Annotated in this window: 14 protein-coding genes; 4 read left to right on the top strand and 10 right to left on the bottom strand. The window is 68.4% G+C overall.

Annotation, left to right across the window (positions count from 1 at the left end):
* Positions 1 to 21: 21 nt before the first annotated feature.
* Entirely contained in the window at positions 22 to 624 is a 603-nt protein-coding gene (locus D7X96_RS13250; RefSeq protein ID WP_121769870.1) for a 2OG-Fe(II) oxygenase, read from the top strand.
* Here D7X96_RS13250 and D7X96_RS13245 read toward each other — a convergent pair.
* Positions 621 to 1,166, bottom strand: coding sequence for a hypothetical protein (locus tag D7X96_RS13245; RefSeq protein ID WP_147442751.1), 546 nt, complete (start codon positions 1,164 to 1,166; stop codon positions 621 to 623). The genes D7X96_RS13250 and D7X96_RS13245 overlap by 4 nt on opposite strands.
* Before the next feature lie 254 nt (positions 1,167 to 1,420).
* On the opposite strand from D7X96_RS13245, the gene D7X96_RS13240 reads away from it, so the two are divergent.
* Positions 1,421 to 2,125 carry a hypothetical protein gene (locus D7X96_RS13240; RefSeq protein ID WP_121769869.1) on the top strand — a complete coding sequence of 235 codons (705 nt, stop codon included), beginning with the start codon at positions 1,421 to 1,423 and terminating at the stop codon, positions 2,123 to 2,125.
* 7 nt (positions 2,126 to 2,132) lie between these two features.
* Here D7X96_RS13240 and D7X96_RS13235 read toward each other — a convergent pair whose 3' ends face one another.
* The gene (locus D7X96_RS13235) at positions 2,133 to 3,623 is read right to left on the bottom strand and encodes a hypothetical protein (RefSeq protein ID WP_120548720.1); all 1,491 of its coding nucleotides are present in this window, start codon (positions 3,621 to 3,623) and stop codon (positions 2,133 to 2,135) included.
* Positions 3,624 to 3,795: 172 nt separating this feature from the next.
* Here D7X96_RS13235 and D7X96_RS13230 point away from each other — a divergent pair, with 172 nt between their 5' ends.
* A complete protein-coding gene (locus D7X96_RS13230) occupies positions 3,796 to 4,542 on the top strand; it encodes a hypothetical protein (protein ID WP_121769868.1) in 747 nt (248 codons plus the stop codon).
* Positions 4,543 to 4,546: 4 nt separating this feature from the next.
* Here the strand turns inward: D7X96_RS13230 and D7X96_RS13225 are convergent, their stop codons facing one another.
* Genes D7X96_RS13225 through D7X96_RS13215 form a run of 3 tightly spaced genes read right to left on the bottom strand, consistent with a single transcriptional unit; the run spans position 4,547 to position 7,643 of the window.
* A complete protein-coding gene (locus tag D7X96_RS13225) occupies positions 4,547 to 4,906 on the bottom strand; it encodes a DUF2019 domain-containing protein (RefSeq protein ID WP_120548722.1) in 360 nt (119 codons plus the stop codon).
* A gap of 32 nt (positions 4,907 to 4,938) precedes the next feature.
* A complete protein-coding gene (locus tag D7X96_RS13220) occupies positions 4,939 to 5,850 on the bottom strand; it encodes a DUF2381 family protein (protein ID WP_120548723.1) in 912 nt (303 codons plus the stop codon).
* A gap of 26 nt (positions 5,851 to 5,876) precedes the next feature.
* The gene (locus D7X96_RS13215; RefSeq protein WP_306449803.1) at positions 5,877 to 7,643 is read right to left on the bottom strand and encodes a serine/threonine-protein kinase; all 1,767 of its coding nucleotides are present in this window, start codon (positions 7,641 to 7,643) and stop codon (positions 5,877 to 5,879) included.
* Between the two features lie 158 nt (positions 7,644 to 7,801).
* Between D7X96_RS13215 and D7X96_RS13210 the strand changes: the two genes are divergently transcribed.
* A complete protein-coding gene (locus D7X96_RS13210) occupies positions 7,802 to 8,167 on the top strand; it encodes a helix-turn-helix domain-containing protein (RefSeq protein ID WP_120548725.1) in 366 nt (121 codons plus the stop codon).
* A 4-nt stretch (positions 8,168 to 8,171) separates the two neighbouring features.
* Here D7X96_RS13210 and D7X96_RS13205 read toward each other — a convergent pair whose 3' ends face one another.
* The 5 genes from D7X96_RS13205 to D7X96_RS13185 all read right to left on the bottom strand — a co-directional run bounded on the left by D7X96_RS13205 (position 8,172) and on the right by D7X96_RS13185 (position 12,073).
* Positions 8,172 to 9,320: a serine/threonine-protein kinase gene (locus tag D7X96_RS13205; RefSeq protein WP_121769866.1), complete on the bottom strand. Its 1,149-nt coding sequence runs from the start codon at positions 9,318 to 9,320 to the stop codon at positions 8,172 to 8,174.
* Positions 9,321 to 9,414: 94 nt separating this feature from the next.
* Positions 9,415 to 9,783, bottom strand: coding sequence for a DUF2019 domain-containing protein (locus D7X96_RS13200; RefSeq protein WP_158616220.1), 369 nt, complete (start codon positions 9,781 to 9,783; stop codon positions 9,415 to 9,417).
* A gap of 40 nt (positions 9,784 to 9,823) precedes the next feature.
* Complete coding sequence (locus tag D7X96_RS13195) at positions 9,824 to 10,582, bottom strand: DUF5953 family protein (protein ID WP_120548729.1); 759 nt, start codon at positions 10,580 to 10,582, stop codon at positions 9,824 to 9,826.
* A 1-nt stretch (position 10,583) separates the two neighbouring features.
* The gene (locus D7X96_RS13190) at positions 10,584 to 11,243 is read right to left on the bottom strand and encodes a DUF6310 domain-containing protein (RefSeq protein WP_306449801.1); all 660 of its coding nucleotides are present in this window, start codon (positions 11,241 to 11,243) and stop codon (positions 10,584 to 10,586) included.
* Positions 11,244 to 11,515: 272 nt separating this feature from the next.
* Positions 11,516 to 12,073: a helix-turn-helix domain-containing protein gene (locus tag D7X96_RS13185; RefSeq protein ID WP_120548731.1), complete on the bottom strand. Its 558-nt coding sequence runs from the start codon at positions 12,071 to 12,073 to the stop codon at positions 11,516 to 11,518.
* Between the last annotated feature and the right edge of the window lie 16 nt (positions 12,074 to 12,089).

Below are 12,089 nucleotides of genomic sequence, written 5' to 3'. Positions count from 1 at the left end.
CTCGGAAAGGAGCGGCCCACGGTGGAGCTGACGGACACGGAGGTGGAGGCGCTGAACTCGCACGGATATTTCGTGCGAGACGCCTTCCTTGGCGAAGCGCGGGCGCTGGCGGTGAGAGCCGCGGCGCTCGCGCGAGTAGATGCAGGGACGCTGAAGCCCGCGGGCATCCGGCGCGGCGCGGACCACACGCTCGATACCTCCGTGCGTGGAGACCACATCGAGTGGGTGCTGCCCGGAGCGACCCCCGAGCTCGAAGCCCTGTGGCACCGCTTCCAGGCGCTGGGCGAGGCCGTGTCCGCGGGCGCGTACCTGGGGCTGGGGCGCTTCGACGTGCAGCTGGCCCGCTATCCCGGTGGCGGCGCGCACTACGCCCGCCACCGCGACGCGTTCCCGGGCCGGTCCAACCGCCGCATCACCGCCATCTGGTACGCGAACGCGGACTGGAAGCCGGAGCACGGCGGCGTGCTGCGCCTCTTCCCGGAGGACACCGGAGCCCCCGTGGAGGTGGCGCCGGTGCTGGACCGCCTGGTGGTGTTCCTCAGCGAGCGGCTGGAGCACGAGGTGATGCCCGCCCACGCCTCCCGCCTGGCCCTCACCGCGTGGTTCTACGGCCGGGGCACCTAGCCCGCGTCGAACGCGCTGCCTGCGTCGTACACGCCCGCGTCGTAGGTCGGCCACGGGCCCGCGTCGTAGGCCGGGCCCCCGTCCTGGCCCGGGCCGGTGCCCTCCAGCGAGCCGATGATGTAGATGTCGCCCGTCCCGCCGCCCGGGCAGTTCTGCGGGTTGCGCTTCAGCTGGAGCTGCGCGTACGCGACGGAGCCCTCGTACACGTCCACGGCCGTGGCACCGGCGTACACCTCCAGCCCCATCCGGTTGTACGCCTTGACCTCCACGATGCGCCGGGGCCCGACGGGGATGTTGAACAGGTAGCCCTCGATGTAGCCATTGCCCACGTTGAGGTACTGCGGAGACGGGGGCGGAAGGTCCGGCGCGCTCACGGTCGCCGCGGCCGAGAAGACGCCGCACGCGTCCCCCGCGAGCGAGATGCTCATCTTCACGGACTCCGTGCCCTCCATGTCCTCGGATTCATCCGGCCCGGCGCCGCAGGCCGCGACCATCAGCGCGCAGCCCGTTCCCAGCACGAATCCCCATCCGGTTCGCTTCATGTCGTCCCTCTCCCTGGTGGCGCGTCGTCCGCGCGCCCTTGAGACACGCGCCCCGTCCGGGTTGGGACATCCACCGTGACGAAAGTCCCGGACGGCAACGGCATGGGCGGGAAATGGGCCGGAGCCTGCCTGCTCCTCGGCCGTCTTGGGCCCGGACGGATTCCATTGGGAACGGTGTCGTCCGTGACGCCTGTCGCCCCGCGGGGCCGTGTCTAGGTTCTTCCCCAGTCATCTTTGGACGGGGGATCGAGAACATGTTCCAGAACAGGACGAAGCGTCACTGGGTGGTGGGACTGGCGTTGGGGGCGTCCATGACGTTCCTCGCCGGCTGCAGCAGCTCGCGGGCCTCTCGCGTGGACGACGCGATGATGGCGCGGGTCCCCGAGGATCAGCTGGGCGAGGTGCGTGAGGCACAGCTGGCCCGCACCAAGGCCGCCGACAACGTGACGCGCGCCGAGGTGGCGGTGCGCGACGCGGAGCGCGCCGCGGAGGTGGCCCGCCGCAACGGTGACGCCGCCAAGAGCCGCATGGAGGCGGAGAAGGCCGCGGTGAAGGCCGCCGAGGCCACCGGCCAGCAGAGCCCCATCGCGCAGGCCCAGTCCAAGCTCCAGGGCGCCGAGGCCGGCCGCGCCGCCGCCGACGCCGAGGTGTCCTGGCACGACAAGAAGACGGACACCGCCAGGGCGGAGAAGGACCTGCGCGACGCGGAGCTGAAGGTGGCGGACGCGGAGCTCAACCTGGCCCAGTTCCAGGCGCTGGAGAAGAGCGGCGACGTGCGCGCCAGGGACATGTCCGAGGCGAACTTCATGGCCGCCGTCGCCGACGCCAAGCGCGAGGTGGAGGACGCCCGGCGCCGCGTGGACGACCAGAAGCGCGTGGAGCAGGACGCCCGCGCCGAGTGGCAGCGGCTGCGCTCGCAGGCCCCGCAGGGCTACGGCGGCAGCGGCACCGCGGACTGACCCGCGGCTACTCGACCTTCAGGGTGGAGGAGCCCTTCAGGTCGCGCTGGAGCGTGAGCCAGAGCGCCTTGCCCTCGGCGTCCACGGACGCGAAGTAGTCCGTGCCCGGGGTGAGCGCCTGGCCGTCCAGTGAGACCTTCCCGGGCGCGGTGGTGGCGGTGTAGCCGTGCACCACCAGCATGGGGTGCGCGAGCGTGCGCCCCGCCGTGTCGAACGCCAGCGTCACGCGGTTGGAGGCGGCGTCCGCCTCCCACGTGGCGTAGACGGGGTTGTAGCCGGGGACGTCGTACGTGACGGAGTCCGAGCGGCCCACGCCGCCCGGGCCGCGCGTGCGCACGGTGCCTTCCGAGGCGGTGAGCTTCACGCCCTGCCACGCCTCCACCTCCGACACGAGCGACAGCACGGGGCTTGCCGTGTGCGTGCCCAGCACCATGAAGACGGAGTAGCTCTGGTAGGGGTGGCCGGAGAGCATCACGCCGTCGTCGCCCAGGCGCGGGTACTGGGAGAGGCCCACCGCGCCGAAGTTGCTGCCCCACGCGAGCCGGTGGGAGTTGGTGACGGAGGGCAGCTCGTACTGGTTGAGCTGGTAGGGCCAGTTGTAGTCCACGGGCATGGGGCCATTGGCGTGGCGCGTGCCCCACTCCGGGTACAGCCAGTAGCCGCCCGCGGGCTTCTGCTCCCACGTCTGGGTCTGCACGGCGCCCATCTCCGCGTCCGGCGCGGCGGTCCACATGCGCGTGTAGGGGACGACGTTGGGTTCGCGGTAGTCCCAGCCGGTGTTCATCGTCACGGGGGAGGACAGGGTGACGAAGCGGTAGCGGTCTCCCCAGCCCAGGCCGGCGATGTCCGTGTTGGCGTTTCCGTCGAAGCCCAGGTCGCCGTAGGGCGAGCGCACGTCGGCTTCAATCTGGTTCGCGGGGAAGCCGGACGCGTCGTGGGTGATGGCGTACAGCGGATGGTCCCGGCCGGTGGCGAAGAGGTACTGCACGGTCACCTGCACCACGTGGCCGTCCAGGGACAGGGGCCACTTCAGCTCATGCAGCGCGTGGTGTGAGCCCTTGAAGACGACGCGGCCGGTGCCGCGCACGTCCTGCGTCCAGGCACCCCAGGTCTGGCCTTCCTTGAGGTGGCTGGTGACCATGCCCCAGCCGGGCACCTCCGGGTGCTGGCCGTCGCAGACGCGCTGGGCGCCGGAGACCTCGTAGGTGTAGCGGCGGATGTAGCCGCCATTCCAGCCCGCGGGGTCCGCCGCGTCGTTGCGCACGAGCGACACGGAGCGCACGTGGCAGTCGCGGTCGCGCCACACGTAGCGGTCCGTGTTGAAGCCGCCCAGGTCCTGCGCGCACTGCAAGCGCAGCGGCGCGCACGTCCCGCTGGCCGGATCCGCGCTGGTGCTCTCCACGCAGGGGTCGGTGACGGGACGCACGTCCTTGCCGCCACAGGCGGTGAGGCCCAGGGCCAGCAGGGCCACGGTGTGTCGAGCGGAGGGGAAGGGCATGGTCGTTCTCGAAGGAGGAGGAGCCCGGGCTTTGCCACCTTCACGCGCGGTGATGCAAGCCTCCACGCGGGGCCTGGGCGCCCTGGCGTATTCCTGAAGCAGGCAGGCAGCCGGGCGGTGGGAGGCACGGAGGAGGGGCCCGTTGGAGCAAGGCCGTGTTCACCCTGCTGACATGGCGAACGGACGGCAGCTCGTCACGGTGGGACTCCTGGGCCTCTTGTCGTTGCCCGCGATGGCGGCGGAAGGGGTGGAGGGGCGGGTACAGGAGTTCTTCCTGGGAGACGGCGCACCGCCGCAGCAGCGGGGCGAGGTGCAGCTGGGCACGGGGCTGGAGTGGACGCGTCAGGATGGCGAGACGCGCTTCGAGCTGCCGGTGCAAGCCGAGTACGGCCTGAGCGACCGGGTGCAGGTGGAGGTGAAGGCCGCGCTGACGACGCCGGAGGATCCGCGAGGGCTGGACACGGCGGAGGCGGGCATCGGCTTGGCATTGGTCAATGACAGACGCCGCGGCTTCACGCTGAGCCTGGGCATGGACCTGGAGGCCACGCGAGACTTCCGGGACGACCGGTTCCGCCCGGGCTTCGAGCCGTATCTGTTGGCGTATCAGGACGTGGGGCCGCTGGGCTTCAACCTCCAGCTGAAGGCGGAGGAGCTGCCCGGGGTGCGGGGACTGGAAGGAGAGCTCCACCCGGACATCGCGGCTGGAGCGGTGCTGGCCCTGGGCCCGCTGCGGCCCATGGTGGAAGCGGGTTGGAGGGACGAGGACGGCACCTCCACCCTGCTCCTGTCACCGGGGTTGATGGCGCGTCCGCTGAAGTCCCTGGAGCTCGGAGTGGCGGTGCCCTGGAGGCTCCACGCGGGAGGCTCCCGCGACGTGGGCGTGATGGGGATGCTGATCTGGCAGGGCGGTGGGGCGTAGGCGCTCAAGCCGGATCCAGGGACCAGGTTCCTTCTTCCCAGCGCTTGAGGGCTTCCTGTGCTTCAAAGGGGATCAACCCCTTCCCCTTCGCGGCCTCCTCCAACACGGCCCTGGCTTCGGCGGTCCGATGCCGCAGGAGCAGCGCCGCCGCTGCCGTTCGAACCTCCATCCGTGGGTGGGTGAAGAGGGTCGCGAGCGCATCCCGTCCTGCATCGCCTTGCGTTCTCAGCAGTTTGAAGGCTGCGATGGATTCATCCGCGTGTTTGTTTGCGGCTTTCGCGTCTCCTCGCCAGATGGCGTCCGTTTGTGCCGCCGCATGCTGCTCGAACTTCGCGACGAGCTTCTGAAGGTCTTCCGGCTTCATGGTTCGCAGTCGGCGATAATGCTGGGACGTGACTATGGGAACGCCACGTTGCCCAACGTGACGGTGCGGGGGCCGTCCTCCCAGAGCTTGAGGGAGTACGGTCCCGGGACGCCGGCCCCGGGGGCTTCTGCCTCGACTACAATGCTCCGAGCCTCACCCAAGGGGATGAGTTGTTGCTGCCAGACGCGGAGCACTTTCAACTCCGCTCCGGTCTTGCTCCTCAGCGTTGCTCCCTTTGCGCTCCAGGGGTGGGCGCCTGCCTTCGTCGCCAGCTGGACGACTACAGCAACAGCCCCCTTGGTACGATAGGTGGTGACGGAGATGGCCTCCAGGGCATTGTCCTGCGACGAAACGATGGCCCTGGTCACGGTCCGTGCTGCGACACCGTTCTCATCAAGGTTCTGGGTTGCGAGCAGACCTGTCAGTCCACTGGGGGCTTCATGCTCGGCCATCAGCCGCGAGTTCTCGTCCTGGCACCGTGCCAACTCCGCACGAACCTCCCGGACTTCCTGCTGATAGGTCTCAATCGTTCGTTTCTCACGGTAAACCTCGACGAGGGGTTCCGCCTTTGCGGGATGCACCCGCAGGAGAAAAGAAGCGCTCGCCGGTGCAGCACCGTCCTTGAAGCGCACGACCAAGCGGAACCGTTCGCCTGGAACCACGCGCGTGGACGGAATCAAGCGGAGCGTAGCCTGTCCCATGTCCACCAGGGAGAATCGCTCCCTTCCTTCCAACTCCATCCAGTCCCGCACCAGATCCGAGTCGAAATAGAGTCCCGTGGAGAGTCCCGCACTGATCGCGATCTCGGAGACGGAAGGACTCTCGTCCGGATTGAGTTCGATGCGGCGTGCGCTCAGCCCTGAAGCTTGGACCTCGGGCTGGGCGAACGCTGCCGGACTCGTGAACAGGACTCCCAGGAGCACGACGATAGGGGAAGAGGACACTCGGCGGTTTCTCCCGGGCAACCTTGCTACTCGAACTCACCCACCGCCTTCACACGCGCGAGGGTGAAGATGCGGGCACTCGTGGGTGAATCGTCTCCAGGCTCCCTCGCCATTCCTCGATCTCCTTCTTCGGCGAGGACGTCCAGGCACACTGGGAAGCTGTCACCCTTCGGCGTCGTCGCCCACGTCAGGCGTCCATAGACGCGGTCTCTCACGATGAGCCGGCCTGACAGTTCCGTGTTGCTCGGCAGATCCTCCCAGGGGCCGACCAGGATCAACTGAGTAGGGCCTTCGTGGACCGAAATGATGTGCGGCCTGGAAAAGACGAAGACTGCTTCGTGTCTCTCCCCAATGTCGATCTTCCTCGCCTTCATGGCCTTCACCGCTCCCACCGGGCAGGGCTCTGGCGGCGGGAGCGGACGTACTTGGGGACCGGGGCATCCCAGCAACGCAGTGCAGGTGGCCATGCCCGCAGCTCGGGTCATGACGCTCCGGACCTTTCTCGCGGGTTTCGGGGAGAGCGGTAGGGAGGGAGTCTCTGGCGTCTGCGTCGTCACGGTGGCGGCAACCTCCTGAATCGTCGCGGGAACTGCGACGGCTACGGCGGTGGCCTCTGTCCTGCTGGGAGCCGCAGCCCGGCCAGATTGGGGCGACTTGTCAGTGGGCGCTACTTCCTGACGATGCGCGACCATCCCTGGGAACCGTGCCGTCCCGTGCCGCAGCAGCACGCCTACCGCGACCAGCGCCAGGACCGTCACCAACACCCCCCATCCCTGGAGGGAACGTCGTGGCTTCACGGTCGTTCCCTGCACCGTCGGCGCCTCAGCCCGTGACAGCGGCGCACGCACGCCGCGCCGGGGCCTGTGCCGGGGGCGGTTCCGCCACTTCTCGAAGCTGTCCTGCTCACCCTCCGTCGTCGCGGTGTCCTCGCCGAAGGCATCGCACAAGGGCACGTCCCACGCTGCATCCGAGTCCCGCGTTGCTTCCTCCAGTGCGGACACGACGGCGAAGGCGCTCGGTGTGCGCGCCTCGGGCGTCTTCTCCAGCAGGCGCATGCAGATATCGCTCAGTGCCAGAGGCACGCGCGCGTTCGCATCGTGCGGAGACGCGGGCGTCTGGGTGAGCACGGCTTCAATGAAGCTTGGGTCGTCCTCGCCATCGAAAGGCTTGCGCCCCGTCAGCAGCCAATAGAAGACGAGGCCGAGCGCCCACAGGTCATCCGCCACGCCCGCCACGTAGCGGGCCCCGAGGACCCGGGCATGCTGCCGGAAGTACCGCCACGCTTCGGGCGCGCGGTACTCCGGTGTTCCCGGCGGGAGGATGTCCGCCGTCAGGTCGCGCGCCCCCGTGTAGTCGCCAATCCCGAAATCCACCAGCTTGGCCAGGCCGTCCGAGGCGCGCACCATGAGGTTGGCCTCCTTCACGTCCCGGTGCAGTACCCCCGCCGCGTGTGTCGCGGCGAGCGCCCGTGCCACGTCCAGCAACACCCGCGTCACCTGCCGCGCGGAGGGATTTTCCTCATGGGCCCAGACGTCCAGCCTGCGCCCATCTACGTACTCCATGACAATGACCGCGAAGCGCGGCTCACCTGGGGGCCACAGCCCGTAGCCCTGGAGGCCCACGACGTGAGGGTGGCGCAGCTTCAGGAGGATGGAGACCTCACGCTCCACCCGCTCGCCGACACGCGGCAGGTGCAGCAGCTTCAAGGCGAATGGCTTTCCCGCGTTGCGCGCGAGATACACTGTGCCGAAGCCACCTTGTCCCAGCTGGCGCTCCACCGTGTAGCCCAGCACCTCCGCCCCAGGGACCAGGATGGCGGGTGGCGGCCTCATGGCGTCATCATTCCGGGCTCCTGTCGCTTTCGCATGCGGCCTCCTCACGAAGGGGGCCGAACGCCATCCGGCGGGCGAGGGCCCCGAAGCGGATATCTCGGATACGCTGTGCGCCCTCCATGAATGAAGAACTCGGCATCACCATTGGCATGGCGGCACGCGCCGCCCGCGAACATCTGGGACTGACGCAGGCTGAAGTCGCCGAGCGCATCGGGCTGGTGCACCCCGTCTATAGCCGCCTGGAGCGCGGCAAGATGTTGCCAAGCGTCCCGTCCCTCTACCGCCTCTGCCGGGAACTGCGCGTCTCCCCTGAAACGATGTTGGGCCTGACCCCGACGGGCGAGGTGCGCAAGGGTTCGAAGAAGCAGTCGCCTCGGGAAGACGACGGCGCGCCGGACCTGCGGCGCTTGCTGCACCTCGCGCGCAAGCTGGACGCAGAGAAGCTGGATGCACTCCTCCATGTCGCCTCCGCCCTGGCACGTTGAGGCGCTACGCTTCCGCCGGGTCTTCCTCGAAGAGGCCGCCCTCGCCAAACTCCACCACGTCCCGGCGCACGCGGCCCTCCGCCAGCAGCTGAGCCACTTCGTCGGCGGCCTCCTGGCGTCCATACCCCGGGTGCCGTCTGGCCAGGGCTGAGCGCAGGGCGTCGCACAGGTCCGCTGCCGTGGCGAACCGCTCTTCAGGTTCTGCGCGCAGTGCCATGTGCAGCAGGTGCTTCACGTCTGGTGAGAGCTGTCCCACTGCCGCCTCGATCTCCGCCGGGCCGAAGCAGGCAAGCAGCACCCGCATCTGCGTCAAGGGTAGGGAAGGGAGGATCTCCACCTGCAACGGGCGCAGTCCCGCGGGCCGCCGGGGCACGTCCTGCACGTCGAAGAGGTGCTTGCTGGTGAAGAGCTCCACCAGCAGTACGCCCAGGCTGAAGACGTCAGAACGAGGCGTCAGTGCCTGCCGCTCCAGGTACTCGGGAGAGGCGTAGGCCACGTCACCCCGGACAAGGTTCGAGGGGGACTCCTCGCGTCCGATGATCAGCGAATAGGCTGCTCCGAAGTTCACGAGCTTCACCTCGCCGTGCATCCCCACATAGATGTGCCGGGGGTTCACGTCGCGGTGGATGATTCCCAGGGGCTTGCCCGCATCATCCGTCAGCGTGTGCGCGTGGTGTAGCGCTTCGGCAAGCTCCGCTCCCACGTAAAGGGCGAAGGACTCGGAGACAGGCTGGCCGCGCGCCACGCTCGCGCTCACCAGCGTCTCCAACGAGGGACCGTCGACGTACTCCATGACCACGTGCAGCGCATCCTGGTGCACCTTGCGATGGAACACCTGGGCGATGGCGGGGTGACGAAGCCGGAAGGCCAATTGGATCTCCCCACCCAGCCTCGTGCGTCGCGGAGTGGTGGAGGGATTGGCAAGCCGCCGCACGAAGCAGAGTCCGGACAGGTGGGCGCCACGCTCCGGAATGCGACGGGCGAGCATCAGCACTTCTCCGGTTTGCATCCGCACCAACTCGCGGACGGCCTCGTAGCGGACGCCATCGATGGTGAAGAGGGGCCGGGGCCGGCCGGGCGTGGGCGGCAAGACATGGCGGAACGGTGCGGCCCGGGAGCGCGCAGGCTCGCTGTCAGGGGAAGACGTGGGCATGAACTCCTCGGGGCCAGGGCCAGGCGCGGCGGCGCCATTCGGGAGTCTCGACATGGATGACTTAAAAAGTCCAAGGTTTTGGGACTTTAAAGGTTCAGTCAGAGCGAGTGTGGGCCCGCCACTCGCTGAGGGTCATCTCCGCGTCGAGCCTCACCAAGCCTGCGGGCCCCTGGGCCAGATGCTCCAATTCTGCTTCCGCGAGCTCTGGGGCGAAGTCGAGGGCATGAGATGCGGCCCAGAGGCGAACGCGAGGATTGCTGCTCCGCAGCAGTTGTGTCAGCGCCGAACGCCCGTCTTCTCCTCGCGTGCGCAACTCCCGCCCCGCGGCGCTGAGGTTGGCGTACTGCGCATTGGCAGCCCGGTGCTTCCCTTCGATCGACGCCTGTCCGTGCAGCTCTGCTGCCTTCTCGAAGGCCGCCGCCAATTCAGGAATAGAGGCCTGCTTCACCGACTCATGCTTCATGGAGTGCCCCCGAATCCAGATAGATCGGGTGGTGGGACTTTCACGGCTCCGCGCGGCCGCCAATCCCGGGGAAACGCTCATAGGTTCGCAGGAGCGTTTCGAGATGGGGGGCATCACCGAGATCGAGCGGTGCATCCGTGAGCTGCACGACCCACCCACCCGTCGACGTGTGCCGTGCGCGTGATAGCAGGTCCGCATCCCGGCCCGGGTCCGGAAACCCGATGGCGCGCGCGGCAGCGGCCGACCAGTAGTTCAGCCATCCCAGATGGTAGGGCACGGCCGGTGTGCGGATGTGCCAGGGCAGCTTGAGCATGGGGAGGCCGCGGGGTGAACGCTCGGGACCTTGGGGCGAGTGGCGCATCTGTCTGGCGAGTTCCGAACTCAAGCCCTTTGGCGAAGCGTGTCCCCACGACGCCCGAGCACTTTCCGCGATCCCCTCCAACACACGAGATGCCGCCGCGATGCCTCCTGCGTCGCATGGAATGCTCGCATGGACTTCGAGGATCGCATGTCCGCTGGGGCCAGGCATGGCCGGACGTTCCCGGGCCGAAATCATCACGGGATGCGTCTCATCGTTGTTGCAGAGGAGCGGAAAGCCACCATCCGCCCTGGCCTCGGCAAGCCAGGTGTCGCGCTGTGGCAGTACGACAAGCTGGTTCTCACGTGAGACCGTCCACTCAAGGCGCACACCGGGAAGCGCCTGTTCCATGGCGTGGATGACCGCTGCCGGGCGGCTGTCTTCGCTCTCCAGGGCCGGGGCATAGACCACGATGCCAAGGGCTTCACTTGACGCTGGCATTTCAGCACCACTCCATGACGACGGCCTTGAGGGTGAAGTCCGCCAGCTCAAGCAGGGCCTTGTGGGCCTCCGAGCGGACGCCGATGACGAAGTCATACCCACAAGCCGCCGCGAGGGCGCGCTCACGCTGTGCCTCCCCGACCTGCTTGTCGAGCTCCGTCTGCCGGATGAAGGGGTTGTAGGTCTCGATGTCGTTCGTCTTCACCTCCCACAGCGTCCGCGTGGCGGGCTGGAGAGCATCGAAGGCCTTGCCGTTGACGAGGACGTTGGCGCCGCGGAACGCGTTGGCCGGGATGTTGTCGGCACACTTGTTGTGCAGAGGGTGGCCTCCCTTGGGAGGAATCCGCCTGGGCGTGCATTCCGGAGGGCGGTCACGGGGCTCCAGCCCTGGGGGGACAGGAGGAAACCAGTCCCGTCCCGAAGAGGCCCCATCCGGGTTGGGGGCTCCATCCGGCGAGGACTCCTGCGCGATGGGCTCTGTCTCGGACGTGGGGCGTGTTTCCTCGGGATACATCCCCTTCAGCGCGTATGCGTCCAATGCTTCCGCGATGGCCACGCCCACCATGACCACGCCGACGACAATCACCGCCCCCACGACGAACTCCGGCGCCGCGAGGACGCAGACCCCGAGTCCCAACGCAGCCGCATCCGCGGAGGCCACCGTGCATCTCCCAGTCGGATCGTGGAATCGGATCCGGTCATGGTCCAGAGCGCGAAAGCAGCGCTCCGCCAGCACGGGCCAGGGCTGGGATGCCTCGTGGACAGCGCATCGGCCCTGGTCTCTCCAGGGCATCGCCGCCGCTCGGTGGAGGTTGGCAATTCGCCGGTTCTGGGCCGTGGAGCGCTTCAATCCCGGTGTGGGCGCCGCACAGGCGGAGAGAAGCAGGAGAAGCGCGATGCAGGCACGGATGCGCATGGCTCTGTCCTGAAAGCTCATACCGACGGCGCGAGCAGCACGACGGAGTAGCCCACCGCCATGCGCGCTCCGGGATTCTCATAGGAGTGCTTCTGGTCTCCCCGGAACACGACGACGTCTCCGGCCTCCAGGACGAAGCGCTCCCCGCTGGCCACCAGCGCGATGGTTCCGGACTCACAGGCCAGGTACTCGCGCGTGCCGGGCGTGTGGGGCACTCCAGTGATGCGTGCCCTTGGCGGCAGCTCGATCCGGTCGAACTCCATGCCCGGCAGTGGATCCGGCAGGAGCTTGCGCAGGAAGGCCGCGCCTCGCTGCTTCACGGGCAGGCTGTCGCGCCGGTAGTGCCGGGCGCTCGCCTTCGGCCGGGCCAGCAGCTCCTCCAGGGACACCTGGAGCGCCCCCGCCACCCGGTGCAACACCGACAACGTCGGGTTCGCCGCTCCGGACTCCAGATGCGCCCAGGTGGCCCGGGGCACGCCCGCCAGCTTCGCCAACTGCACCTGCGTGGCCCCTCGCGTCTCCCGCAGGGTCCTCAGGTTGCGCGCCAGCCTGCCCGGAAGGTCCTCTTCGCTCATACGCTGGCATTCTGCC

The sequence above is a fragment of the Corallococcus interemptor genome, assembly GCF_003668875.1.
In the GTDB taxonomy this organism is placed as follows: domain Bacteria; phylum Myxococcota; class Myxococcia; order Myxococcales; family Myxococcaceae; genus Corallococcus; species Corallococcus interemptor.
This window is presented reverse-complemented; position numbering and strand designations above follow the sequence as displayed.